The following is a 25,569-nucleotide window of genomic DNA, read 5'->3' as shown; positions in this document are numbered from 1 at the left end:
TCACTCATCTCCCCAGACAGCAATCCCGAAACCCGTCTTGCCATAGCCGTTGCCGTTGTAAAGCATGTAGCGTCGACCGGCATGATCGAAGACGTACGGGTAACAGATCATCTCCGAATCCCAACCCGATTCCGATACGTCGATTCCCACCTGCTCATCGTGTCGCGTCCATTGCACGCCATCGGACGAGGTCGCGTAGCGGATCCGGTAGGTGGGGCAGTCCTTCGTGGCCCGGGAGCAGAACCACATCCGGTACATGTCCGCATCCTTGAGCACGCGCGGCACACCCAGGGCGTACTCGTGTTCGTCGCGGAACTCGATGGCAACCTTGCCGTCACGCTCCCACTCGATCCCGTCGGCAGACTCGGCATACTCGAGATGATAGAAGTGCTTCGCTTCCGAAGGGCCTTGCTCCCATCGCACACAGGAGGTGAACCAGGCCCTGAATCGTCCGGCCTCGAAATGCACCTCGGGGGTGGCGACGAAGTGAGGAAGATCGCGAGTGCGGTCGATGACAGGGCCGCTGAACAGCCTCTCGAAGCGCTGGGTGGCCTCGTTCCATTCGGCCAGGCCAATGGAATTGCGGATCTTCACCGTTACGCCCAGGTTGATCCCGGTGTAGTACAGCAGCTTGCGGCCTCCGACGTTGACGATCGAATTGGGCAAGGCCCCACTGTCGTCGAAACATCCGAGGTCGCCCGGTTCGAGGACCGGATCCGGATGGACGCGCAAGACCTTGGTCGGGTCCTGCATGTCGATCTCGAGGTAGCCGCCGTGTCCGCGATTATCCTTGTCACGCGATGAGAAATAGATGCGATACAGGTCGCCGTCCACCTGCTCGGCAACGGGAATCATCGCGTGAGAATACAACCAATCACTCTGCCCTTCAGCGCAGAATATTTTTCCTAGTTTTTTCCACATAAGATTTCTTCAGGCCAATGGTGATGTTCTTCAAATGTTCCTGACGCGGGTACTCGGCACGCGCGACCGTTCGGTGGCTTGCCCGACGTACACGCCTTCGGCAGCGGCATCTCCAAGAATCAGGGCGCCGGCGCCGATGATGCATTTCTCGCCGATGGTGACGTGATCTCGAAGGGTCGAGTTGACGCCGAGAAAACAGCTTTCCCCGATCGTCACACGGCCGGATACGACGATGTGCGAGGCCAGGAAACAGTGGTCCTCGATACACGAATGATGCCCGATGTGATTACCGCTCCACATGGTCACGTTGTTGCCGATGCGCACGAAGGGCTGAACGGTATTGTCTTCCAGGATGAAGCAATTCTCGCCGATGTCGTCTGTCAGCACCGAGGCTCGGGAACTGATGTAGCTGACCATTTCGTAGCCCAGCGCCTTTACTTCCAAATACTTTTCCTTGCGGATCTGGTTGAGCTTGGAATAGCCGAGCGCGACGAAAAAGACATACCGGTCTGGCGGGTAGATCTCGGTGACTTCATCGAATGCCACCACCGGAAATCCCTTGAAGCTTTTGTCGGCCGGCATGTAGGCGGGATCGACGGCAAACGCCTCGACCTGGTAGCCGGAGTCGTTGGAAAAATAATAGAGTGCGAGCTCGGCGGCGTCGGTAAGACCAAAAATAATGAGTTTTTTCATTCGATGCTCCGCGCCTCATCCTGACGGTAGACGCCCCGGACGATAGTGTAGGGTCTCTGTTTGACTTCGGAATAGATCTTGGCGAGATAAATCCCGACCACGCCGACGAATGCGATGATCAGGCCGCCGAGCAGCCAGATCGAAGCCATCAGCGACGTATAGCCGCTGGGCGGGCTCGACAGGAGCAGCCAGTTGACGAAAAGAAAGCTGGTGTAGGCCGCCGACAGCAGGAAGATCGCACAACCCACGCCGAAGATCCCAACCAGAGGTGCACTGCTGAAGGCTGTAATCGAATTGACCAGCTGCGACACTTTCTTTCGCAGCGTGTAGGTCGTCTCGTCACGACTGCGCTTGACGATGGCCTGCGCACACTGATCGAAGCCGGTGATGACCCACAGACCCGCCATGAACAACTCGCGTTCGTCGTGCTGAATCAGTGCGTCCACATAGCGGCGCGACATCAGCCTGGCGACGACGATATTGTCGGGCATATCCAGCCCGCTGAGGAAACGGAAGAGTTTGTAGAACACCCGCCCGGTCCAGCGCTCAAAGTGCTTGCCTTTTCGCTGCTGCTGGACACCGTAGACCACATCGGCCTTTTCGCGCTCCATCTGCTCGCTGAACGAGAGCAACCATGCCGGATCTTCCTCCAGATCGCTATCGAGCAGGAAGACACGGTCACCGCGGGCATGTCGCAGGCCTGTCATCATGGCCTTGTGGTGACCGAAGTTGCGTGAGAGATCGACGACCACCACGTGGTGATCGGTTTCGCTCAACTGGATGGCCAGCTCCAGGCTTGAATCGGGCGAGCCGTCGTTGACCAGTACGATCTCGTAATCGTCGCCGACCAGTTGTTGTGCCGCCTGGCTTGCGCGGAGATGGAATTCCTCGACGAACTTGGCCGAGCTGTAAAGGGTAGCGACGATGGACAGCCTCATGCTTTGACATGCCTCATGTAACGGTGAGCGTCTTTGCCGCAATTGAACAGCAGATCCAGGACGGTGACGCCATGGGTAAATTCCCCCCAGAGTTGCGGATACTCGGGAAAGCCGGAGTAATCGAACCATTGCAGCGCAATACCGGCCTCGTCGAACAGCGACTCCTCAATGTAGTCCTTTGCCGCCGGCCCCGACAGGTATTGCGTCGCACCAGCCTGTTGACACAGGTCCACCAGGCGGGCGGTCCGGGTTTTGTCGCCGGCAGACATATAGTCCCAGCAATTCGTAATGCGGGTTTCAATACCGATGTATCGGCAAATCGCTTCCAGGAACTTCCGGTTCATCGACGACAGCCCCGTGTGGGTCTCAACCAGATAGAGCGGCTCGAGCCACTGGGCGACCTCATCGAAGAAAGGCGCTCGACGATAGTTGCTCTGCAAGGTTTTCCAGTGCTTGACCTGCCAGGCAGGGGCCAGCTCGACATCGCGAATGCGGCGGCTGATACCTTGCCCGACAGGCACGCTGAGCCACTGGACGCCTTGCGGCGTCTTGATCAGATTGCGATTGCGCCAGTCGTTCTTGGTGAACTGCATGTCGTCGTAGAGGATGAACTCATCGACCGCGGCGATCATGTCGAAATAACCCTTCCAGGGTATGTAGTTCGACTGGAGAATGGCGACAGTCTTCATGGATGCTTGCTTCTAGGCTCCCAGGCGCTCGGATAGAGACACCCCGGGCATTTTGCCTGCGCGATCTGTTGGAGATGGAAGGAAATGCAGAATAACAGCACCAGCAACCAGAACCGCAACGCAGGCGGTGAAGGTTCGTACGCAAAAATCAGAACAATCGCGACGAAAACCGGTGCCATCAGCAGGTAGTCATACAGGTACGGATGAATGGAAATGGCCTGCGGCCATAGCAGGCAGGTCATCACGTATTGCGAAAAAACCAGGTAATAGAACATGCTGATGCCAGCCAGCGGGGATGTCCCCACCGATGCCGCAACGCCAGCAGATTCACGCCGTTTGATCATGCGGAAATAGGTCAACTGGGCTACCAGGAACAAGATCGGCACGACAATGGTCGGAATTGGCCGCGGGTCCGCCGGATCAAGTACCGACTTCAAGATGTTGGTGAAATAAGAGGTATCGCCATCCAGGCCAGCGCGAAATAGCCATCCGCTGTTGGACGAGGTGAACCCCAGTACCTTCGATATCAGTGGGGACGGCAGATAGAAGGCGACGGCTGCAACAAGGGCCACCAATGCCAGACGACAAATCCGTCTGTCGAGACCATCGCTGCGGCATGCCCAAACCAACAAGGCGACGCCCAGCAACGCCGCCGAGATCGGGGAGAACATGGCAAATAACACGATCACTGTCATGACCGCTCCGGACCGTTCCGGCTTTGTTTTCCAGATTAGGAGTGCCGTCAGCGCCTGGAGCGCAAATATCAATGGGAACGTATTGTCGACATTGAATCTGGCTGAAGAAATCCAAAAGCCCGGCATCGACACCATGAATACGACCGATAACAGAATCACCAGCCCCTGACCGAATGCCAAGCGTTTTTCCACCAGACGCGAAAGTAAAAAGAACGTAACGCCTGCCAGCGCAATGATGTTCAGGAAAGCAGCTGTAACTCTCATCGGCAATACAGACACATACATTTCCACTTTGTAGAGGGCGTACATGTAAAAAAGATAAGCCGTGGAGTGGTTAGAATATGCGATCTTATTGGCGAAGTTCTCCATCGAATAGAAGACGAGAAAGCCGTGCTGCGAAAAAGGGTGTTGTTCCCAGATGGGGAAAGTGATATTTCTCAGGCGCTCGGGGTTCATCTCAATCTGGCTTGCCGCTTCTCGGAAGCCCAGTGAATACACCAAGCCGATGGTGATGACGACTGCCAGCAAGTATAAGCAGGAGAAAAACTTATTATTTTTTATAAAAGTCATCTTATCTAATATTCACAATACGCTTGGGGTAGGTAATTGGTGTCAACGCGAGAAGCCGACGGTCATTTGCTGCCCAACGAAGTAGAACCGGGTAACGATCGGAGGAGTGAGCCGCAAGAAAATGGATCACGTTCAGGCGGCACAATCATAAACTAGATGTACGACTGGGTGAAGCAATCCTCGTAGCGAATGGAAAATTGATGCATCGTGCTTTTCCAGTCGGTGAGGGTTTTGGCGAAGCTGTCAACTACACGCGCGCAGGTAGCAGGGTCTCGCGAGGCTATTAGCCTTCGAAGACAGGCGCTCGGATAACAAGCCATTTTATTGAGAAAGTTATCCCATATCTGGCAAACAATGGCCCGCAAGCTTGGTTGAAAAGATCAATTTTGATTGTGGTGAAACCATGGTTACGTCAATACAATCAGGCATATTCTCATCCGGTGCCGTGGTGTTTTTCGTTACGCCTCACTTTCTGGGAAGGACATCCGCATCCGACGGAATTCCTCGGCGCCATCGCCACCCAAGAGGCTGTTGTCATCGACGCGTAAGCGTCCGACCAAGTCATCTGGCCCACCCCGTAACGCTTGGACAAGGTACGTACTTACTTTTAAGTGTCACCGTTCTAGTCTTTTACGTGGGCACCTCGTGCAGCCACATGCCATCCCTATTCCATATCTTTCAAGACTCAGGTCTTTCAAGAGTGCGCCCAGCCCAGTGTTTCGATCGCCAGCTCGCCCTCAACCATAACCTCAACGCTAACCTTATCTACAATTAGATTCGGTGTAAGCGCAGAAAAGCCGGGGGTTTCAACCTGAATTCATTCCGTTGCCTATGAAAAAAACCGCGCACCTACCTCATCAAATATAAGCATTGAAATTCTGCTATCGACATTAGCTATCAAACCATCCGCCGCCACGCCAGCCATTGTTCAACAACAAGTTGATGCTCGAATTGCTGCGCAGGCGCTGCTCGAGCCTGAGTACACTCATTCTGTGTCGGATCCGTGTTCAGCACTTCGACCTGCACGCCGCACGTGGCACGAATCTATCCGCCGCCTCATCTAGCCGCTGCCGATCGCGAGCGACCGACAACAACTCAAAAAGCTTCCGTTACCACTGACGCATTGAAAGTTTCAGTATTGCTAGCCAAACGGCAATAGTCGCTACAGAGAAACTGTGCTGGACAGCAAAAATTAAAGAACAGAAATAGCCGCCATATGTGACAACATCAATTTAAGAAAGCAGCTTTTCGAAGCCGCTCTAAAAAATTGATGAAGCTGAAGCCTGTCAAAAACCTGCTTGTCGAAGCAGGTGAAATAATCAAGGTTCGAGGCGTCGCTGCTGATAGATCCAGTCCACGATCTCACCATCCGGGGTGTAGCCACTGACTGTGTCTCGCAAAAGCTGGCGCACCTGCGAATAATCATCGTGTTCTACAGCCAACAACAACTCGGTCAGTCTTACCTTCAGCACGTCCCAACTCAGATAATCTTCATTGGCGGTCATGATCATCGGGTGTTGTGTTGTCGCCACGTTGTCGCCGATCAATAGCTCTTCGTAAAGCTTTTCGCCTGGGCGCAGCCCTGTGAACTGAATGGAAATATCGCCATGCTGGTTCTTTTCCGATCGAACGCTCAACCCGGAAAGATGAATCATTTTCTCCGCGAGCTCGACGATTTTGACCGGTTCCCCCATATCCAGCACAAACACGTCGCCGCCCTGCCCCATTGATCCGGCCTGGATCACCAACTGCGCAGCTTCTGGAATGGTCATGAAATAACGGGTGATTTTCGGGTGAGTGACCGTCAACGGTCCACCCGACTTGATCTGTTTGTGAAACAAGGGAATGACCGAACCGGAGGACCCGAGCACATTGCCAAATCGCACCATGGTAAACCGGGTTTTGTTGACTCGGGACACGTTGGTTTTATCACCAAACATCACCGGCGCCACTTCCCGGCTCAATGCCTGCAATGTAAGTTCGGCCAAGCGCTTGGTACTACCCATTACATTCGTAGGTCGAACAGCCTTGTCCGTGGAAATCAGCACAAAATTCGACACACCGGTCTGAAGGGCCGCTTGCGCAGTATTCAGCGTGCCAATCACATTGTTGAGCACGCCTTCCGCGATGTTGTGTTCGACCATCGGCACGTGCTTGTACGCTGCCGCGTGATACACCGTATCCACATGCCAGGTTTTCATCACATCCAGAAGTTTGTCCTGATTGCGCACGGAGCCCAAAATAGGCAACAGGCGCACCGATAACGACTCTCGAGCGATTCGCTGTTCCAGCTCCGACAGAATGCTGTAGAGATTGAACTCGCTGTGTTCGAACAAAATAAGGGTCGTCGGATGCAGTGACAGGATCTGGCGACAAAGTTCCGAACCAATGGATCCGCCCGCGCCAGTGACCAGAACCGATTGGTTCTTGATGCAATGTTCGAGCAAATCGCCTTGCGCCGGCACTGCATCGCGGCCTAGCAAGTCGGCAATGTCCACTTCCTGAATATCGTCGACCTTTACCCGCCCACTGGCCAAGTCCATGAAACCGGGAACGCTGCGCACATGCAGCGGAAAAGCCTCAAGGAAATTGAGTATCTCGCGACGCCGACCTCGGGTAGCAGAAGGCACTGCCAACAGGATTTCCTGCGCGCCTGTTTCGTCAATCATCTGCTGTATGTGTTTCGGGGTGTAGACCTGCAGCCCCGAAATAACCCGGTGGGCGATACTGCGATCATCATCGATGAATGCAACAGGACGCATCACGCGGCCCATCCGCAAAGCTACCGCCAACTGATTGCCAGCAGCCCCGGCCCCGTAAATGGCCACTTTGGGCAAACCGTCGTCCCGATTCGTGAAAGGTACGTGTTGAGCCGCTGAAAACCAGTCACCCAGGAAGTATTGACGCATTCCCAAGCGCAGCCCGCCGATCAACACCAAGCTCAGCCACCAATAGTTGAAAATGATCGAACGAGGGACCACGGTTTCGTGATTGCTATACCAATAAACCACGACTGCGAGTAACAGTGACGACAAGCTGACAGCCTTGATGATGGCAATAAGCGCATCGTTACCGAAATAACGCATGACCGCGCGATACATCCCGAAACGAATAAACATGGGAATTGCAACGATCGGAGCACTGATAAAAAGCCAACGATGCCCTTCCAACGGATTGATCAGATCATCGATGCCAAGGCGCACGACAAATGCCATCCATAGTGCAAGCCAGACCAGCAGCACATCGCAGGTGACCTGAATCAGCCGTTTTCTCCTGCGCGACAGCCCTAGCAAGAATGCCCGTGCTTTTTCCATAACTCCCTCGTAAACCTGGGCCGTGCTTGAACCGATAGCGATCTGTTGATCATGGATTTCAGGATCAAACGGCTCGCTATTGGAGATCGGCCTCTATTCAAATTACGCCTGCCGCCAGCTTCATCCTAAAACGGCTCTGCTTTAAATACGCTTTCGCTTCATACAGGCTTTCGATTCTCGATAAGCCTTGCAAGACGAAAGCGTAATCGAAAATTCAACCAGCTGACGCTTCCAACATGACGTCACGCAAAACGTTGCACGTCTTGTCAATTTCTGCGGGCGTCAGCGTCGGATGCACCATGAACATCAAACTTGTCTCACCCAATGCCTTGGCAACCGGCAGGCGTTCCACAGGTCGCCATGGCGTGTTGTCGAACGCTTTTTCCAAATAGACCTCTGAACACGAACCCGAGAAACACGGAACGCCCCGCGCAACGATCTCGTTGAGAATTCGGTCCCGTGTCCAATCGGCCTTCAATGCCTCCGGCTCGACGAACACATAACATTTGTAAGCTGCATGCAAGCAATCCTGCGGGATGGCAGGCACTCGCAGTCCTTTCAGCTGATCAGCGGCAGCCCAGATTCTTCCGGCATTGGCCAATCGCACTTCCTGCCATTGAGACATGCGACGCAACTGAATACGCCCCAGCACTCCTTGCACTTCCAGCATCCGCCAATTAGTACCGAAACTTTCGTGCACCCAACGAAAACCGGGAGCGTGCTCACGCTCGTAAACAGCTTCCCAGCTTTTGCCATGGTCCTTGTAGGACCACATATCCGACCACAAATCACGATCGTTGGTCGTGACCATTCCACCTTCACCGCCGGTGGTCATGATCTTGTCCTGGCAGAACGACCACGCTCCGACATGACCAATAGAACCCAGCGCGCGCCCTTGGTACTTCGCGCCATGCGCCTGGGCGCAATCTTCGATCACCTTGAGGTCGTGTTTCTCGGCCAGGGCCATGATCGGATCCATGTCACAAGGCCAACCTGCCAGATGGACACAGACAATCGCCCGGGTGCGAGGTGTCAGTACCGCGGCAATGGTCTGCGCGGTGATATTTTGTGAGTCAGCGTCTACATCGGCAAAAACGGGTGTTGCACCGGCATTGACAATGCTCGATACCGAGGCAAGGAAGGTTCTGGAGGTGACAATGACTTCATCCCCTGCACCGATCCCCAATGCCTGAAACGCGAGATCCAGAGCGACAGTGCCATTCGCCAGAGCGATGGCATACTTGGTTTCGCTCCAGGCAGCGAACTCCTTCTCGAACTCACGGCACTCCTGCCCGGTCCAGTAATTGACTTTATTGGAAAGAATGACGTCACGTACTGCATTGGCTTCTTCTTCGGAAAAAGAAGGCCAAGGAGAAAAAGGAGAGTTCAACACAGCCCACACCCATTAGTTTCAAGATGAAGAATCAAAAAAATCAATCAATTACATCCGTTTCGGCATCACTTTCAGCGTAGCCAATTTCTGCTCAAACAGCTGGAAGGATCCTGGCAGGAACGCCTGCAACCACCACACTATCCGTCACATCACTGACCACTGCTGCACCAGCACCGACAATGACGTCACGCCCAACCTTGATCAACTGTTTTACACAGGCACCGATTCCAATCCAGCTGCGCTCACCGACGTTGACAGCACCGGCCAATCTAGCGCCAGGACTGATATGGACAGAGTCGCCCAGCACACAATCGTGATCGACACTGCAACCGGTATTGAGGATTGCGCCGAGGCCGATTTTCGCGTCTGCATTGACCACTGCGCCAGCAAAAACAACAGACCCTGGGCCAATGCTAGCGTATTGGCTCACAACTGCCGCAGGATGAATCAATGACACAACCGGTGCCGCAGCGTCGATCAAATCCACAAGTTTCTGATGTCTCACCGCATTGTTGCCAATTGCGACAATGACGCCCTGGTAATCCTGGAATCGAGTGTACAACGCCGCCGAATCACCCACTACGCGCCAAGCGCCATTGCGCTCGATATCGGGCCAGGCATCATCGTAAAAATCCACGAGGTCCCAGCCGCAGCATTGCGCAGTATCAGCTACGACCTTCCCATGTCCGCTCGCCCCGAGAACCGCCAGTTTTTTCATTGTTTATTACCAGTGAACTTGGACATGGTGGCTTCACCACTCGCACTGATGCCCTCTTTGAAAACAACCTTCTTTACAGTCATGAAAAGAATCTTGAAATCGAGCTTCAAGGATTGGTTATCGACATACCAGACATCCAACTTGAATTTTTCTTCCCAACTCAACGCGTTACGTCCATTGACCTGTGCCCATCCGGTCACACCTGGACGGGCTTCATGCCGGCGCATCTGCTCGGAGCTATAGAGCGGCAGATATTCCATGAGCAACGGTCGAGGTCCCACCAGGCTCATCTCTCCTTTAAAGACATTCCACAACTCAGGCAGTTCATCCAGGCTGCTGGAACGAAGAAAGCTGCCAAACGGGGTCATTCGCTCAGAGTCGGCCAAGGGATTACCCTTGCTATCGACCGCATCGCGCATTGTCCTGAACTTCACCATTTCGAATGGTTTTCCATCGCGCCCGGGACGAACCTGCCTGAACAGAACCGGTGAGCCCAGTTTTTTGCGAATATTCCAGGCAACGACGGCCATCACTGGAGACAGGAGAATGAGTGCAGCCAATGAAGCAATGATATCGATGAATCGTTTGAACATTTGTTGACCCGACGTTGGATGGAGGAGCATGTGCGATCAAGGGTGCTCACGCGATGACAGATAATTTTCCCGTTGAGCGATCCGAACACGACCTGTCGATACAGGCATGACAAATCACCACTTACAGCCACCGATAGCGGCAAATAAGTAGCCATATGCACCTGAAGCCTGGAGGCATACATTATGACCGAATACTCATTGCGTCAGTAGGTGTCACGACAGGCCGATAGAAATCGACGTGTCAAATCTCAAATCCGACACTACCGGTAGAAGCAGGGTTCTAACCAACTGATGGCTCGTTATACCATTTCCGGCACCATCGTTTCAGACAGATGAGCTAGATGCAGACAGCAAAACGCGAAAAATTATGACAACCATATTTTCACCCGCCAAGCAACGGACAGTGCTGCAAACTCTTTTACCTTGACTGAAAACAAGTCCCCCCTCCCCATTTGGCACTTGTCGGCGCGCGGACCAACCGAAGTCTCTGACGTTTTGCGTAACAACTGCTGAATCATCGGTTTCTCCTAAGCACAACTTGCACCGCCGTGCCATCTGCATAAGCATGTCCTCCGTTGGTCGCCAAGGTTGCGGTCTGCAAGAGCTCCGTCGACTTCTGCTACTTGCCAGAACCGCTCCATACAGTATCATTCCACACCCTCCAGCCTGTGCTGCGTTACTGCATGCAACCCTGTGCGCCTCCACGGCCTGGAAGCCCTGCCTTGCGTGCCGCTGGCCTGTAGATAGATGGAAGCTTTGCAAGGAACTGCTTCCAATGACCCATTAACCACAACAAAATTTGCGATCCAGACCATTTCCGGATGGAAACCGGAGCGTTGAGAACATTACGTATTCGGCATAGGGAGATGGAATTGAATAGCTGGTTGAAAAAATCCCTTGCGCTGTACTCGGCCAATGGCCTGAATTTTCTCTTAAATATTTTGATTATTCCGATTGTTGTTCACTACATCGGTTTCCAAGGCTATGGGTTTTATTCCGTCTATATCATTCTCTCCAGTACTCTGCTGTTCCTCGATTCGGCATTATCGAAATCGGCGGTAAGCGCCATTTATTCGGCGAAAGAAGAGCAGCGCGCGCAGCTCGTCAATTCCTTCCGCACGGCTTACATCATCGCAGGCATATCGTTGCTGTTGGCAACCCCATTGATTGCACAGGGCGTATCTGTCGTATTCCCCCTGCGCACTGCTCAATTGAACTTGGCGTACTGGATCGGTGCCGCAGCGGCGGTCGAATACGTTCTGGCGTTACCGGGCCAGTATTTTCAGATGTTGAATGTGTTGCGTGCACGCCACTTTATCTATGCGCAATATCAACTGTGCATTCAACTAAGTCGCTTCTTCGCTGTGGCGGTTGTTGCCGCTACAACACAACAGATCGAATGGGTTCTTGTTGCCGTCGTCCTCAGGAAGATTCCTGACTATCTGATTCTGTGGTTGTTCTGGCGCAAACAGGAAATGGAGCCCCTCGCACCGATGGCGTGGTCATTGGTGACCACTCTTTACCGGCAAGCGGCACCGATCGTTGGCGTCGCACTGCTGCTGGTACTCGCGACCGAGTTCATATCCATCTATGTGAGCCACGTGTATGGCGCCGAAACCCTGGGCAAGTACAGGTCTGTCTACGACGTGCTGAACAAGATCTGGTTCATTGCGACGCTCTACCCGGTTCTGGTTTATCCAAAAATATGCCAGTGGCTGGCTGATCCGCAAAGAAAGGTCTGGCTGCAAGGCATGCTGCCTTACCTGAATCTGGGCAGTGCACTGACCTACGGTGCGCTCACGCTTGCCGGTCTCGCCATCTATCCCGTGCTAACCCTGTGGTTCCCGGCACTGCAAGATGCAGCTCCGTATGCTGCCGGGTTGCTTGCCGGGATCTGCATGTCCGGCCATGTACGCCTTGGGTACGAGTTTTTGCAAGCACAGAAAGATGCAGGCGCCGCACTTCTGATTAATTTATCCTCTCTTGTTGCTGGCGCTGTCACCCTGCTCATCTTCCAGGGCGAAGCAACTAGAGAAATCGGGTGGGCATGGTTCATTTCTCAATTACTGGCTGTCGTAATTGTCGACGTCCGTAACGGTATACTCCTGTCTTCCTCACTCCGACACTCAGTAATCGGGCTATTGCCCTGGTTCGGCGTAGGCATCGGGGTTTTCCTGACAACTTTAACTCACAGCATGAAAGGTGCAGCTGTCCCCCTGCTCCTGCTTGCTGTTTTCATGAGCAGCCTCGCCTTTCTGGCGAAGCGTTTGCAAGACCTAAGGCAGGTATAATGCATAAGGCAAATTACGTCTCGATCGGCGCCGCCCTGGTTGTTTTTGCATCCGTGACCACCGCGTTGCGTTTCGGACATCTGCCACTGGGCATTGGCGAACTCGCAGGCATTGTGTTGATCCTGTGGTCCTTGCGCTACAAGCATGCTCTGCGCTATCTGACACATCCCGTGATGCTCTTCTGGATAGGCTTCATCGGGATTACGGGTGTGGCGATGCTGCTTAGCCCGGTAAAGGGCGCCAGCTCTGCTCACACGGCGGCCGCATATTTGTACACGGCATGCTTCTCTCTGATGGCGCTGGCCTGCATCGAGCAGGCATCACAGCAGGAATTCAATAACTTCATCAGAGCGTTGGGGGTGATTCCAGTCGTACTGCTGGCCGTGCCGTTTATCTGCTTCCTGACTGATTTTTACGAACTGGCGCAATTGCTGGGGATCAATACGGACTTCCCTTCCCGGCTGTCCGCCTGGTCCACGAACCCCAACCAACTCGCACTGTTCCTGCTGCCGATTCCGATCTGGTTGATGGCGGTTTACCGCGATGCAAACTGGCAAGGCTCACGCTGGCTGCGCAACTTCCTGCTGCTCTGGGTTTTTTTCTTCCTGGGCATATGCGTTCGCAGCGACGCGCTGTTGCTCGCCTGGTGCGTCGGCCTGCCATTGCTGACAATCGTGGCGGCACTCTGGACCAAACAAACCAACTGGAAGTTGTTCACGACCATGCTGATTGCCTTCATCCTGGCATTTGGCACATTCAAGCTGATGATCGATGGACCGGGCCGCGAAATACTCATCAAGTACGAGGAAAAGCTTGTCAACTCCGTTTCTTCGGTATTTAGCGATGGCAAGACCGGCGCGCCACGTGCCCCAAGAGCGTTCGCGCCCACCAGGTCAGACTCCTTGATGGGTGTCGGCCTGGACGAAAACAAAGGCGGCGTGCGTAAAACCCTGTGGATCCACGCCATTGATGCATGGCTGGAGTCCCCGGTTATCGGGCACGGCCCAGGCGCATTCTCTTATCTTGACGATCCGGAGCATAAGCAGGAAGCCCACAATCTCGGATTCGACATGCTGACTCAGGCCGGCGTTGTTGGCGTGCTAATGCTTGGCGCTTTGTATCTGTGGCTTCTCGTCACTGCCTATCGAGCCCGAGACCCTTACTCGCTGGCAGTGCTGATCGTGTTGATGATCTTCTCCGGAGCCCACTTCATGCTCCGCCAGCCCGTATTCAGTCTCTACATGATCATCTGTGCGCTAGCGGTTAAGAATGGCAGTTTCACTGCCGTCCGCGAAAAGCCTCAACCCATCTGATTACAACGGAATTGTTCCATGTGTGGTATCGCTGGGTTCTGGCACCCTAATAGCCAAGACAGGTATGACGGGCCAAAAGCCCTCACCCGAATGACCGACGCCATAGTGCGCCGTGGTCCCGATGATGCTGGCGCCTGGGACAATGGCGCCGGCCTGTTCCTGGGTCATCGCCGACTCGCGATCGTCGACCTGAGTTCGGCCGGGCACCAGCCAATGGCCTCGCCGACAGGCCGTTATGTCATCGTGTTCAACGGTGAAATCTACAACTTCCAGTCACTGCGCAAGTCGCTCGATTCGGCACTCCAGGGACCGTTGCCGTGGCGCGGTCATTCTGATACCGAAGTGATGCTGGCGGCATTCGAACACTGGGGCATCGAAGAAACCCTGCGCCGGATGGTCGGTATGTTCGCGATCGCGGTATGGGATCGCAGCCGCGAAACCCTCACGCTCGCACGCGACCGGATTGGAGAAAAACCTCTCTATTACGGCCTGAAGAATGGCGCATTGCTCTTTGCGTCGGAGTTGCAGGCGCTCAGTGCACACCCAGCTTTTGATGCGCAGGTTTCCCGGGACAGCCTGGCCCTGCTCCTGAAGTTTGCATATATCCCTTCGCCACACTCTATTTACGAGGGTATTCACAAGCTGCCACCCGGCACGTGGATCGAACTCGACCAAGCCGCGCTTGCGAGTGGCGTGTTCGGCCCTCCAAAGGCCTATTGGGAAATGCCCGTCGCGCAGCCTTCGAGCAGCGAGACACCTTCCGACAACGACGCCATCGACCAACTCGACGCACTGATGCGCACAACCATCAGCGAGCAAATGATGGCTGATGTTCCGCTCGGTGCTTTCCTGTCCGGTGGTATCGACTCAAGCCTGATTGTCGGCTTGATGCAGTCTCTATCGCCCCAACAGGTCAAAACCTACACCATTGGTTTCGACAACCCCGGGTACAATGAAGCCGAGCACGCAAAAGCCGTCGCCCGTCATCTTGGTACTGACCATACCGAGCTCTATGTATCAGGTGCTGACGCCCTTGGCGTCGTACCCAAACTAGCCGACATCTACAGTGAGCCGTTCGCCGACTCATCCCAGATACCGACTTATCTCGTTTCTCAACTGGCTCGCAGCCAGGTGACTGTGAGTCTGTCCGGCGACGCAGGCGATGAACTGTTCGGTGGGTACAACCGCTATCAATTTCTGCCCAGCGTATGGCGCAAACTGAGTCGCGTGCCCGGCCCGGCACGCAGGTTGGCTGCTCGAATGATCGAGTTCGCCTCGCCGGATCGCTGGGACTCCATTATCAATGGATTGAGCCCCATCACCCCGGCAGGTTTACGCGTCCGGCTGCCGGGAGAGAAACTCCACAAACTGGCCAGCGTGATGCGCCATGACTCTGCCGGACAGATGTACGATCGCGTCGTGTCTCAGTGGCCAAATGCAACCGACGTGGTCATTGGCGCACAATCCCAATCCAGCCTGATGTCCGTCGGAGACAGCGATTTTGCCTCCTGGATGATGCGCCAGGATGCCATGACCTATCTGCCCGACGATATTCTGGCGAAGGTAGATCGCGCAGCAATGGCAGTCAGCCTGGAAACCCGTGTGCCCTTCCTGGACCATCGGATCGTCGAATTTGCCTCCGGGTTGCCGATGTCGCTGAAAATCCGCAACGGCAGCACCAAATGGATACTTCGCCAGCTACTCTATCGCTACGTTCCGCGCGAACTTATCGAGCGCCCAAAAATGGGCTTCGGCATCCCGTTACACGACTGGCTACGCGGCCCATTGCGCGATTGGGCAGAAACTCTGTTGGACCCACAACGTCTGGCACGCGAAGGCTATTTCGTACCGGGTCCGATCCGGGCCGTATGGGAAAGACACCTTCGAGGCCAGGGCAACTACCAGCACCAGCTATGGCCGGTACTGATGTTCCAGGCATGGCTCGATCGACAACGAGCCATCTGAATAAAAGATTTCATTATTAGAGGAAAATCCATGTATCTAAGAAAGATATCAGTGGTCGGGCTGGGCTATGTCGGCCTGCCCGTGGCTGTAGCTTTTGGCAAACACTCGGCTGTAATCGGCTTCGACATCAACGAAAGTCGCCTGCAAGAGTTGCGTGCGGGGCAAGACCGTACCAATGAAATCACCAGCGCCGAGTTGGCACAGACGCAAATCGAGTTCACCAGCAAGACAGACGTCCTTGCAAAGGCGGACTTTCATATCGTGGCCGTTCCGACCCCGATCGACGACGCTCACCAACCCGACCTGACACCAGTGGTCAAAGCCTCTGAAACTGTCGGTAAAGCGCTCAAAAGCGGCGATATTGTTGTCTATGAATCGACTGTTTACCCCGGCGTAACCGAGGACATCTGCGTCCCTATCCTTGAACGCGTGTCGGGCCTGAAATGCGGGACTGACTTCACCGTGGGCTACAGCCCCGAGCGTATCAATCCGGGCGACAAGGAGCACACCTTCACCAAGATCATGAAGGTCGTATCCGGACAAGATGCCGCCACCCTTGAAATTGTCGCTGACGTATACAGCTCTGTAGTGACGGCCGGTGTTTACAAAGCTGCGTCCATCAAGGTGGCTGAAGCCGCGAAGGTGATCGAAAATACCCAGCGCGACCTGAACATCGCACTGATGAATGAACTGGCACTGATCTTCGACCGCATGGGCATCGACACCCTCGACGTCCTGGAAGCAGCAGGCACCAAATGGAACTTCCTGAAGTTCAAGCCAGGACTGGTAGGCGGACACTGCATCGGTGTTGACCCTTATTACCTGACGCACAAGGCCGAAAAGCTCGGTTATATTCCTCAGGTCATTCTGGCCGGCCGTCGCATCAATGACAGCATGGGTGCCTATATAGCCCAGCAGACGATCAAGCAAATGATCCATGCAGGCCATCCTATCGCTGGATCGGTCGTCACGGTCCTTGGCCTGACCTTCAAGGAAAACTGCCCTGACCTGCGCAACTCTCGCGTTATCGATATCATCCGAGAGCTCGAGGATTTCGGCGTCAAGGTCCAGGTCTTCGACCCAGAAGCAGAGCCGGCGGAAGCCCTGCACGAGTATGGCGTATCTTTGCGCAAGCTCGACGAACTCCAGCCTGCGGCGGCAGTCGTGGTTGCCGTTGCGCACGATACCTACGCACGCTGGTCAAGCAACGAATACTTGAAGCTTATGCACAACGCCCCTGTCGTTATCGACGTGAAAGGTGTTTGCAATGGCCCAGCCCTGGAAAGTGCTGGAGCGCGCTTCTGGCGCCTCTGATGGAGACAGGCATGAATACCTACGAAACTCTGCGTCAAGAACTGACGGCTACCCCGCGCACCTGGCTCATCACCGGCGTGGCGGGCTTCATCGGTTCGAACCTGCTCGAAACACTGCTCAAACTGAATCAGCGCGTGATTGGCCTGGACAACTTTGAAACCGGTCACCAGCGCAATCTGGACCTGGTTCAGGAGGCCGTCGGCAACACCGCATGGGCACAATTCAAGTTTGTCCAGGGTGATATTCGCAAGCTCGAAGACTGCCAGCTTGCGCTGGCAGAAGGTGTCGACTACGTACTCCACCAAGCGGCTCTGGGCAGTGTGCCTCGCTCGCTAGAGGACCCGATTCGAACCAACACCACGAACATCGACGGCTTCCTGAACATGCTGGTCGCCAGCCGTGATGCCGGCGTCAAGCGCTTCGTTTATGCCGCCTCCAGCTCCACGTATGGCGATCACCCAGGCCTGCCAAAGGTAGAGGACCGAATCGGTCGACCATTGTCGCCATACGCCGTCACCAAGTATGTCAACGAGCTGTACGCTGACGTGTTTGCTCGTTGCTATGGTCTGCAAACGATTGGGCTACGGTACTTCAACGTATTCGGCCCAAGGCAGGATCCTGATGGTGCTTATGCGGCCGTCATTCCAAAGTGGTTTGGTGCCCTGCTGCGCGACGAAGCGATTCATATCAACGGTGACGGCGAAACCAGCCGTGACTTTTGCTTCGTAGCCAATGCCGTTCAGGCCAATCTGCTGGCAGCCACGACACAAGAAACCGAAGCGGTGAACCAGGTGTTCAACGTGGCCGTAGGCGACCGCACCACTCTTAACGAACTGTTCTCCAATATCCGTGATCTTGCCTGCGCCACCAGACCCGAGCTCAAGGATGTAAGCCCTGTGTACCGTGATTTCAGAGCCGCCGATGTGCGTCACTCTCAAGCAGACATCAGCAAGGCACAAACATTGCTCGGTTATGCTCCGACGCACCGTATCGCAGCCGGACTACAAGACTCTGCAGCCTACTACTCAACTCATGTAGGCAAGCATGTCTAGGATTGTTGTCATTGCCGGACTCGCCGAATCGCTGATTCGATTTCGCGGGGATCTTCTGGATGCAATGCGGGCGAACGGGCATGAAGTCGCCGCGATTGCACCGGAAGATGATGAGTCGGTGCGTATGCGTCTTGCCGAGAAAGGGATTGCCTACCATGTTGTGCCGATGGCGCGCGCCGGTCTGAACCCGCTCGCCGATCTAAGCTACATGCTGCGTCTCAACCGATGCCTGCGCAAAATCAGGGCTGATGTGGTGCTTGCCTACACGATCAAACCCGTGGTCTACGGCTTGCCTGCGGCCCGCCTGGCAGGCGTCAAGCGACGCTATGCCCTGATTACAGGGCTTGGGTATGCGTTCACTGATGTAGAGACCAGCTTCGGTCGCCGCCTGATAAACCGTGTCGCGTCGGGCTTGTACCGGTTTGGATTACGCTTTGCCAATGGACTGTTCTTCCAGAATCCTGATGACCGACAACTCTTCAAGGATCAGGGACTTTTCAATGCCAACCTTCCAACCTGGATCATCAATGGTTCTGGGGTCGACACTGAAAGCTACACGGTGACCCCACTGCCACCGCAACCGAACTTTTTGTTCGTAGGCAGGCTGCTGCGTGATAAAGGTGTATTTGAGTTTGTAGAGGCCGCACGCGCGCTCAAATCCACCCATCCACAAGCAACCTTCCATTTAGTCGGGGCAGCGGATTCCAACCCTTCCGGCATCAATGCAGAGGTTGTTTCCGGGTGGGAACAGGAAGGATTCGCCCACTTCCATGGAGCAGTCAGCGATGTGAAGCCTTACATTGCGGCCTGCAGCATATTCGTACTGCCGTCATACCGCGAAGGCACACCGCGCTCGGTGCTCGAAGCCATGTCAAGCGGGCGAGCAATTATCACCACGGATGCCCCGGGTTGCCGTGAGACGGTTCAAGATGGGGTTAATGGCTTACTCGTCAAACCGGGCGACTCGCTCGACCTGGCTAAAGCGATGGCTCGCCTGGCAGATTCGAGCGAACTGCGCGAACAAATGGGTCGCACAAGTCGTGAACTCGCAGAGCAAAAATACGACGTACATCGTGTCAATGCAGCCATGATCGATGCAATGGAATTGCGCGGCTAATCACTCGCCTGGCCCGTCGCTCAGGCATAATCCTGCGTCGGGCCTGTCGTGCGTTGAATCCTGCTGATCATCGCGATCAGTCGGCCAGGATATCTCCACTCAAACCCCGGAAAACCAGCCTACCTTCCAGTACGCTGGCCGTGGCGTCGGGAAACTATTAGCGCCAACAATGGCGCGACAGCCAACCCCAGCAACAATGCCCCCAGAATGAATACTGATACCGGCCATTGCGGAGCAGCCCAGCCAATAAACACCAAAGAAGCTGGCTGCTGATTCTCAAGTAAAAACAGCAGTGTAGCCGCGAATGCCATCAATAGGATCAATAGCAAAAACAACTTTTTTACTCTGTGCACGACAGACTCCTAGACCCTGATCATTTAAACCAGACCCTCTTCCTCTTCCTCTTCCTCATTCACTCGATCGCGAAGCTCCTTCCCCGGCTTGAAATGCGGAACAAACTTGCCGTCGAGGCTCACGGACTGACCGGTCTTAGGATTGCGACCTACGCGCGGTGCACGGTAGTGCAAGGAGAAGCTGCCAAACCCACGGATCTCAATTCGATCACCCGTGGCCAGACATTGGGACATTTGCTCAAGCATGGTCTTGATGGCCAACTCCACATCCTTCGATGAGAGCAGCCCTTGATGGGTGACAATTCGTTCGATCAACTCCGACTTCGTCATATTTTTCCCTTCTTTTTCAAGCAGCTAGGAAAATCGCTCCAAAGGTTTTAGCACGCCCGGAAGAATTTGAACAGCCCGAGTTTTACTCCCCTCACCTCACATGCTCACCTGCAAATAACCAGCATCGTGCGTGTTAGATACCCAGCCGGGTTGAAGCCAAAGGGAAACTCATCCTCTTCCTTGGCATCATCGGATCTTGCCACCACTTTATAACCTGATGCCTTGCATTCCTTGGCCGCTCGTTTACTACATTTCTCCCACCCGGACCCCAGCCCCGAACAATCGATCTCAATGCCGCTGACACCGCGCACTGCGTGAGTCTTGGCATTAGTGGTACAACCCGCCAGCGTCAGAACTGCTATTGCGACAATGAGCCTATTCATTCGCTTCCTTATGCCGGGCACTCCGCCCTGGCCTCGTTCGTCTCAGGCTAAGACTAGCTGCAATTAAACGATTGATCCTGTTAAAGAAAGAGACATCCTTTAACGACCGTTTGTTTCATACGAGAACGGAACCCAGTCTTACAACCCCCACCACGATCAAATTTCAGGCACAAAAAAGGGCGACCGAAGTCGCCCTTTTTTACAGAAAGTCAGAACTTAGTTCTGTTTTTCCGCTTGTGCAGCACGCAGCAGGTCACCCAGAGTGGTGGCTACTGGAGCGTCACCAGCTACTGGCTTGTCGCGCAGGCTCTGGATAGCTTCTTTCTCGTCTTCAACGTCTTTCGACTTGATCGAGAGCTGGATTACGCGGCTCTTGCGATCAACGCTGATGATCTTGGCTTCTACTTCTTCGCCTTCTTTCAGAACGTTACGAGCGTCTTCAACGCGGTCACGGCTGATTTCGGAGGCTTTCAGAGTCGCTTCGATATCGTCGGCCAGAGTGATGATGGCGCCTTTAGCGTCAACTTCTTTCACGATGCCCTTAACGATTGCGCCTTTGTCGTTCTCTTGAACGTACTCGGAGAACGGATCGCTTTCCAGTTGCTTGATACCCAGGGAGATGCGCTCGCGCTCTGGGTCAACCGACAGGATAACGGTGTCCAGCTCGTCGCCCTTCTTGAAACGGCGTACGGCTTCTTCGCCCACTTCGTTCCAGGAGATGTCGGACAGGTGAACCAGACCGTCGATGCCGCCGTCCAGACCAATGAAGATACCGAAATCGGTGATCGACTTGATGGTGCCGGAGATTTTATCGCCCTTGTTGAACTGGCCAGAGAAATCTTCCCATGGGTTAGATTTGCACTGCTTGATGCCCAGGGAGATACGACGACGCTCTTCGTCGATGTCCAGAACCATAACTTCCACTTCGTCGCCGACTTGTACGACTTTCGAAGGGTGGATGTTCTTGTTGGTCCAGTCCATTTCGGAAACGTGTACCAGACCTTCAACGCCTTCTTCCAGCTCAGCGAAGCAGCCGTAGTCGGTCAGGTTGGTTACACGAGCGGTAACGCGAGTGCTTTCTGGGTAACGGGCTTTGATAGCAACCCATGGATCTTCGCCCAGTTGCTTCAGGCCCAGGGAAACACGATTGCGTTCGCGATCGTACTTCAGAACCTTGACATCGATCTCGTCGCCAACGTTGACGATTTCGGAAGGATGCTTGATACGCTTCCAAGCCATGTCGGTGATGTGCAGCAGGCCATCGACGCCACCCAGATCGACGAATGCGCCGTAATCGGTGAGGTTCTTGACGATACCTTTGACTTGTTGGCCTTCCTGCAAGGATTCCAGCAGAGCTTCGCGCTCGGCGGAGTTCTCGGCTTCCAGGACGCTACGACGGGAAACGACAACGTTGTTGCGCTTCTGGTCCAGCTTGATGACCTTGAATTCCAGCTCTTTGCCTTCCAGGTGCGTGGTGTCGCGCACTGGACGGACGTCAACCAGAGAACCTGGCAGGAACGCACGGATGCCGTTAACGTCGACAGTGAAGCCGCCTTTAACCTTACCGTTGATAACGCCCTTGACCACTTCTTCGGCTGCGAAGGCTGCTTCCAGAACAATCCAGCATTCAGCGCGCTTGGCTTTTTCACGGGACAGCTTGGTTTCACCAAAGCCGTCTTCAACCGAGTCCAGAGCAACGTGAACTTCGTCACCGACGTTGATAGTCAGGTCGCCAGCGTCGTTGTAGAACTGCTCAAGCGGGATGAGTGCTTCAGACTTCAGGCCAGCGTGAACGGTTACCCAGCGAGCTTGGTAATCGATATCAACGATAACACCGGTGATGATGGAGCCTGCCTGAAGGTTCAGGGTTTTTAGGCTTTCTTCAAAGAGTTCCGCAAAGCTTTCGCTCATTTTAATTCCTGTTGATGAGGGCGAAGAATACGCCCATCTCCACACCCCAGACGGTGTGGGTTAGTTTCATTTAAAAGAAGCGCCGCAGGACTATGACTGGTCCCCTGTGGCCTTCTTGGTCACCCGGCGATATCGCGAATGGCGATCTCGCTCATGATGCGTTCCAGCACCTGATCGATGGATAATTCCGTGGAATCCAGCTGTATGGCGTCAGCCGCCGGTTTGAGCGGGGCTACCGCTCGCTGGGTGTCACGCTCATCGCGTGCACGTATCTCATCTAGCAGACTCGACAGACTAACACCATCGACTTTGCCCTTCAACTGCAAGTATCGACGGCGCGCACGCTCCTCGGCACTGGCGGTGAGGAAAATCTTCAGCGGTGCGTCCGGAAAAACCACCGTGCCCATGTCACGACCATCCGCCACCAGACCCGGCGCTTCCTGAAATGCGCGCTGGCGTTGCAGCAGCGCCTCGCGTACGGCGGGCAATGCAGCCACCTGGGAGGCACCCGAGCCGACGCTTTCCGTACGGATCACATCACTGACTTCGTCGCCTTCCAGAATGATCCGCTGCAGCTGACCATCGGTCGCGGCGATGAACTGAACATCCAGATGAGCGGCAAGTTTTTTCAGCAGTTCTTCGTTGGTCAGGTCCACGCCATGGTTATGCGCAGCAAAAGCCAACAGACGGTACAGCGCACCGGAGTCCAGCAGATTCCAGCCAAGACGCTTGGCCAGAATCCCGGCTACCGTGCCTTTTCCGGAGCCGCTAGGCCCATCGATAGTGATGACCGGTGCAATGTTGTTCACGACTGAGCCTCTTGGGCAACGCGGATACCGACCTGCGCGCACAGCGCGAGGAAGTTCGGGAACGACGTCGCGACGTTGGCGCAATCATGAATGCGAATCGGCGCAGTGGCGCGAAGCGAAGCAACGCTGAAAGCCATGGCAATCCGGTGATCACCGTGACCGTGCACTTCACCGCCACCGATCTGGCCGCCATCAATGATGATGCCGTCCGGAGTCGGTTCGCATTTGACGCCCAGCGCCAGCAGACCATCGGCCATGACCTGGATTCGGTCCGATTCCTTGACCCGCAGCTCTTCAGCACCGGTCAGCACGGTGCGCCCTTCGGCGCAGGCAGCGGCGACGAACAGCACCGGGAATTCGTCGATAGCCAGCGGAACCAACGCCTCGGGAATCTCGATACCTTTGAGTCTAGCTGCACGCACGCGCAGGTCCGCTACCGGCTCGCCGCCCACTTCACGCTGGTTTTCCAGGGTGATGTCGGCACCCATCAGACGCAGGATGTCGATGACGCCGGTACGGGTCGGGTTGATGCCGACGTGCTCCAGCACCAGCTCCGAACCTTCGGCGATCGAAGCGGCCACCAGGAAGAACGCGGAAGACGAGATATCGCCCGGCACTTCAATGTGGGTTGCGGTCAGCTTGTTGCCGGATTCGACCGAAGCGGTCGCGCCATTGACGGTGACCGGGTAGCCGAAGCCGCGCAGCATGCGCTCGGTGTGGTCGCGGGTCGGAGCAGGCTCGGTCACCGTGGTCTTGCCTTCGGCGTACAGACCGGCCAATAGCAGGCAGGACTTAACCTGGGCACTGGCCATCGGCATGGTGTAGGTCAAACCCTTAAGCTTGTTGCCACCACGGATGACCATCGGCGGACGGCCTTCAGCGGCGGTTTCGATCACGGCGCCCATTTCACGCAGTGGATTAGCCACGCGATTCATCGGGCGCTTGGACAGCGAAGCATCGCCGGTCAGGGTGCTGTCAAAGTTCTGCGCAGCCAACAGGCCGGACAGCAGACGCATCGAAGTACCCGAATTGCCCAGGTAGATCGGGCCCGGTGCAGGCTTCAGGCCATGCAGGCCGACGCCGTGAATGGTCACGCGACCGTGGTGCGGACCTTCAATGACCACGCCCATGTCACGGAACGCCTGCAAGGTCGCCAGGGCGTCTTCGCCCTCGAGGAAGCCTTCGACTTCGGTGACGCCTTCAGCCAGGGAGCCGAGCATGATCGAACGGTGGGAAATCGATTTGTCACCTGGTACGCGAATCCGACCGGACAGGCGGCCACCAGGTTGAGCCAGGAAAATCAGATCATTGGAATTCATAGCGTCCACATAGGCCCGACGGGCCAGGATTTTACTGAAATGCTCGCGGGCAACCCGGGCGCGCGTGAAAACGCCCAACAATTGGTGCCCATCCCCTGCATCGACCGCGTCGCGCAAGGCGTCGAGGTCGCTGCGAAATGTATCGAGTGTGCGCAAGACAGCTTCGCGGTTGGCGAGGAAGATGTCGTGCCACATGACCGGGTCGCTTCCAGCGATTCTTGTGAAATCGCGGAAACCGCCCGCAGCGTAACGGAAGATCTCAAGATTTTCATTGCGCTTGGCCAACGAGTCGACCAAACCGAACGCCAGCAAGTGCGGCAGATGGCTGGTTGCCGCCAACACTTCGTCGTGACGCTCGACTTGCATGTGTTCGACATCGGCGCCCAATTCGCGCCACAGGCGATCGACGATTGCCAGGGCCTGCGGGTCGGTCTGCTCCAGCGGAGTCAAGATCACTTTATGACGACGGAACAGTTCGGCATTGGAGGCTTCCACCCCGCTCTGCTCGGAACCGGCAATCGGATGCCCTGGCACAAAACGCGACGGCATGCCGCCAAACACTTCAGTTGCAGCGCGCACGACGTTGCCCTTGGCGCTGCCGACGTCGGTCAGAACCGCCTGCCCCAAGTCCATGCCTGCCAAACGGCCAAGCATTTTCTCCATGGCGAGGATCGGTATGGCGAGTTGGATCACGTCGGCGCCCTGGCATGCAGCCGCCAGGTCTTCTTCGCAGCGATCCACCACACCCAGTTCAACCGCCAGTTTGCGCGACTGCGGATCGAGATCGACCCCGACCACTTCGCGGCACAGGCCACTCTCGCGCAAACCTTTGGCAAACGAACCGCCGATCAAACCCAAACCGACCACCACCAGGCGCCCGATCATAGG

The 25,569-nt window shown here is 55.2% G+C and carries 21 protein-coding genes; 6 read left to right on the top strand and 15 right to left on the bottom strand.

What is annotated here, in order from left to right; translation table 11 throughout:
• The 9 genes from V6Z53_RS10350 to V6Z53_RS10310 all read right to left on the bottom strand — a co-directional run bounded on the left by V6Z53_RS10350 (position 1) and on the right by V6Z53_RS10310 (position 10,524).
• A complete protein-coding gene (locus V6Z53_RS10350; RefSeq protein ID WP_338585404.1) occupies positions 1–921 on the bottom strand; it encodes a hypothetical protein in 921 nt (306 codons plus the stop codon).
• A 30-nt stretch (positions 922–951) separates the two neighbouring features.
• A complete protein-coding gene (locus tag V6Z53_RS10345; RefSeq protein ID WP_338585402.1) occupies positions 952–1,614 on the bottom strand; it encodes an acetyltransferase in 663 nt (220 codons plus the stop codon).
• Positions 1,611–2,552 carry a glycosyltransferase family 2 protein gene (locus tag V6Z53_RS10340; RefSeq protein WP_338585401.1) on the bottom strand — a complete coding sequence of 314 codons (942 nt, stop codon included), beginning with the start codon at positions 2,550–2,552 and terminating at the stop codon, positions 1,611–1,613. Before V6Z53_RS10340 ends, V6Z53_RS10345 begins: the two co-directional genes overlap by 4 nt.
• A complete protein-coding gene (locus V6Z53_RS10335; RefSeq protein WP_338585399.1) occupies positions 2,549–3,241 on the bottom strand; it encodes a WbqC family protein in 693 nt (230 codons plus the stop codon). Before V6Z53_RS10335 ends, V6Z53_RS10340 begins: the two co-directional genes overlap by 4 nt.
• Positions 3,238–4,464, bottom strand: a complete 1,227-nt coding sequence (locus tag V6Z53_RS10330; protein ID WP_338585398.1) for a hypothetical protein — start codon at positions 4,462–4,464, stop codon at positions 3,238–3,240. The genes V6Z53_RS10335 and V6Z53_RS10330 overlap by 4 nt, the downstream gene beginning before the upstream one ends.
• Before the next feature lie 1,361 nt (positions 4,465–5,825).
• Positions 5,826–7,820, bottom strand: a complete 1,995-nt coding sequence (locus V6Z53_RS10325) for a nucleoside-diphosphate sugar epimerase/dehydratase (protein WP_338585397.1) — start codon at positions 7,818–7,820, stop codon at positions 5,826–5,828.
• 214 nt (positions 7,821–8,034) lie between these two features.
• Positions 8,035–9,213: a DegT/DnrJ/EryC1/StrS aminotransferase family protein gene (locus V6Z53_RS10320; RefSeq protein ID WP_338585396.1), complete on the bottom strand. Its 1,179-nt coding sequence runs from the start codon at positions 9,211–9,213 to the stop codon at positions 8,035–8,037.
• A gap of 91 nt (positions 9,214–9,304) precedes the next feature.
• Complete coding sequence (locus V6Z53_RS10315; RefSeq protein WP_338585395.1) at positions 9,305–9,931, bottom strand: acetyltransferase; 627 nt, start codon at positions 9,929–9,931, stop codon at positions 9,305–9,307.
• Positions 9,928–10,524 (bottom strand): sugar transferase, encoded by a 597-nt coding sequence (locus tag V6Z53_RS10310; protein ID WP_338585394.1) that lies wholly within the window; start codon positions 10,522–10,524, stop codon positions 9,928–9,930. The genes V6Z53_RS10315 and V6Z53_RS10310 overlap by 4 nt, the downstream gene beginning before the upstream one ends.
• Before the next feature lie 872 nt (positions 10,525–11,396).
• On the opposite strand from V6Z53_RS10310, the gene V6Z53_RS10305 reads away from it, so the two are divergent.
• Genes V6Z53_RS10305 through V6Z53_RS10280 form a run of 6 tightly spaced genes read left to right on the top strand, consistent with a single transcriptional unit; the run spans position 11,397 to position 19,576 of the window.
• Entirely contained in the window at positions 11,397–12,815 is a 1,419-nt protein-coding gene (locus V6Z53_RS10305; protein WP_338585393.1) for an oligosaccharide flippase family protein, read from the top strand.
• On the top strand, positions 12,815–14,128 hold the full coding sequence (locus V6Z53_RS10300; protein ID WP_338585392.1) for an O-antigen ligase family protein: 1,314 nt from the start codon (positions 12,815–12,817) through the stop codon (positions 14,126–14,128). The genes V6Z53_RS10305 and V6Z53_RS10300 overlap by 1 nt, the downstream gene beginning before the upstream one ends.
• An 18-nt stretch (positions 14,129–14,146) precedes the next feature.
• Positions 14,147–16,093 carry an asparagine synthase (glutamine-hydrolyzing) gene (gene asnB, locus V6Z53_RS10295; protein ID WP_338585391.1) on the top strand — a complete coding sequence of 649 codons (1,947 nt, stop codon included), beginning with the start codon at positions 14,147–14,149 and terminating at the stop codon, positions 16,091–16,093.
• A gap of 30 nt (positions 16,094–16,123) precedes the next feature.
• A complete protein-coding gene (locus tag V6Z53_RS10290; RefSeq protein ID WP_338585390.1) occupies positions 16,124–17,407 on the top strand; it encodes a nucleotide sugar dehydrogenase in 1,284 nt (427 codons plus the stop codon).
• A gap of 11 nt (positions 17,408–17,418) precedes the next feature.
• Positions 17,419–18,459 (top strand): NAD-dependent epimerase/dehydratase family protein, encoded by a 1,041-nt coding sequence (locus V6Z53_RS10285; RefSeq protein WP_338585389.1) that lies wholly within the window; start codon positions 17,419–17,421, stop codon positions 18,457–18,459.
• Positions 18,452–19,576: a glycosyltransferase family 4 protein gene (locus V6Z53_RS10280; RefSeq protein ID WP_338585388.1), complete on the top strand. Its 1,125-nt coding sequence runs from the start codon at positions 18,452–18,454 to the stop codon at positions 19,574–19,576. The genes V6Z53_RS10285 and V6Z53_RS10280 overlap by 8 nt, the downstream gene beginning before the upstream one ends.
• A 119-nt stretch (positions 19,577–19,695) precedes the next feature.
• Here V6Z53_RS10280 and V6Z53_RS10275 read toward each other — a convergent pair whose 3' ends face one another.
• The 6 genes from V6Z53_RS10275 to V6Z53_RS10250 form a co-directional block, all read right to left on the bottom strand.
• The gene (locus V6Z53_RS10275) at positions 19,696–19,929 is read right to left on the bottom strand and encodes a lipopolysaccharide assembly protein LapA domain-containing protein (RefSeq protein WP_338585387.1); all 234 of its coding nucleotides are present in this window, start codon (positions 19,927–19,929) and stop codon (positions 19,696–19,698) included.
• A 24-nt stretch (positions 19,930–19,953) separates the two neighbouring features.
• Entirely contained in the window at positions 19,954–20,259 is a 306-nt protein-coding gene (gene ihfB / locus V6Z53_RS10270) for an integration host factor subunit beta (RefSeq protein WP_338585386.1), read from the bottom strand.
• Positions 20,260–20,363: 104 nt separating this feature from the next.
• On the bottom strand, positions 20,364–20,642 hold the full coding sequence (locus tag V6Z53_RS10265) for a hypothetical protein (RefSeq protein WP_338585385.1): 279 nt from the start codon (positions 20,640–20,642) through the stop codon (positions 20,364–20,366).
• Positions 20,643–20,858: 216 nt separating this feature from the next.
• Entirely contained in the window at positions 20,859–22,553 is a 1,695-nt protein-coding gene (gene rpsA, locus V6Z53_RS10260) for a 30S ribosomal protein S1 (RefSeq protein ID WP_008065216.1), read from the bottom strand.
• 119 nt (positions 22,554–22,672) lie between these two features.
• On the bottom strand, positions 22,673–23,362 hold the full coding sequence (gene cmk, locus V6Z53_RS10255; protein WP_196585297.1) for a (d)CMP kinase: 690 nt from the start codon (positions 23,360–23,362) through the stop codon (positions 22,673–22,675).
• Positions 23,359–25,566, bottom strand: a complete 2,208-nt coding sequence (locus V6Z53_RS10250; RefSeq protein WP_338586476.1) for a bifunctional prephenate dehydrogenase/3-phosphoshikimate 1-carboxyvinyltransferase — start codon at positions 25,564–25,566, stop codon at positions 23,359–23,361. Before V6Z53_RS10250 ends, cmk begins: the two co-directional genes overlap by 4 nt.
• Positions 25,567–25,569: the final 3 nt, after the last annotated feature.

Source organism: Pseudomonas sp. MAG733B (genome assembly GCF_036884845.1).
Taxonomy (GTDB): Bacteria; Pseudomonadota; Gammaproteobacteria; order Pseudomonadales; family Pseudomonadaceae; genus Aquipseudomonas.
This window is presented reverse-complemented; position numbering and strand designations above follow the sequence as displayed.

Bases quoted from the DNA above. Each gene is read 5' to 3' on its own strand.
- V6Z53_RS10350 (WP_338585404.1), bottom strand. From the start codon at position 921: ATGTGGAAAAAACTAGGAAAAATATTCTGCGCTGAAGGGCAGAGTGAT.
- V6Z53_RS10345 (WP_338585402.1), bottom strand. From the start codon at position 1,614: ATGAAAAAACTCATTATTTTTGGTCTTACCGACGCCGCCGAGCTCGCA.
- V6Z53_RS10340 (WP_338585401.1), bottom strand. From the start codon at position 2,552: ATGAGGCTGTCCATCGTCGCTACCCTTTACAGCTCGGCCAAGTTCGTC.
- V6Z53_RS10335 (WP_338585399.1), bottom strand. From the start codon at position 3,241: ATGAAGACTGTCGCCATTCTCCAGTCGAACTACATACCCTGGAAGGGT.
- V6Z53_RS10325 (WP_338585397.1), bottom strand. From the start codon at position 7,820: ATGGAAAAAGCACGGGCATTCTTGCTAGGGCTGTCGCGCAGGAGAAAA.
- V6Z53_RS10315 (WP_338585395.1), bottom strand. From the start codon at position 9,931: ATGAAAAAACTGGCGGTTCTCGGGGCGAGCGGACATGGGAAGGTCGTA.
- V6Z53_RS10310 (WP_338585394.1), bottom strand. From the start codon at position 10,524: ATGTTCAAACGATTCATCGATATCATTGCTTCATTGGCTGCACTCATT.
- V6Z53_RS10300 (WP_338585392.1), top strand. From the start codon at position 12,815: ATGCATAAGGCAAATTACGTCTCGATCGGCGCCGCCCTGGTTGTTTTT.
- asnB (WP_338585391.1), top strand. From the start codon at position 14,147: ATGTGTGGTATCGCTGGGTTCTGGCACCCTAATAGCCAAGACAGGTAT.
- V6Z53_RS10290 (WP_338585390.1), top strand. From the start codon at position 16,124: ATGTATCTAAGAAAGATATCAGTGGTCGGGCTGGGCTATGTCGGCCTG.
- V6Z53_RS10285 (WP_338585389.1), top strand. From the start codon at position 17,419: ATGAATACCTACGAAACTCTGCGTCAAGAACTGACGGCTACCCCGCGC.
- V6Z53_RS10280 (WP_338585388.1), top strand. From the start codon at position 18,452: ATGTCTAGGATTGTTGTCATTGCCGGACTCGCCGAATCGCTGATTCGA.
- ihfB (WP_338585386.1), bottom strand. From the start codon at position 20,259: ATGACGAAGTCGGAGTTGATCGAACGAATTGTCACCCATCAAGGGCTG.
- V6Z53_RS10265 (WP_338585385.1), bottom strand. From the start codon at position 20,642: ATGAATAGGCTCATTGTCGCAATAGCAGTTCTGACGCTGGCGGGTTGT.
- rpsA (WP_008065216.1), bottom strand. From the start codon at position 22,553: ATGAGCGAAAGCTTTGCGGAACTCTTTGAAGAAAGCCTAAAAACCCTG.
- V6Z53_RS10250 (WP_338586476.1), bottom strand. From the start codon at position 25,566: ATGATCGGGCGCCTGGTGGTGGTCGGTTTGGGTTTGATCGGCGGTTCG.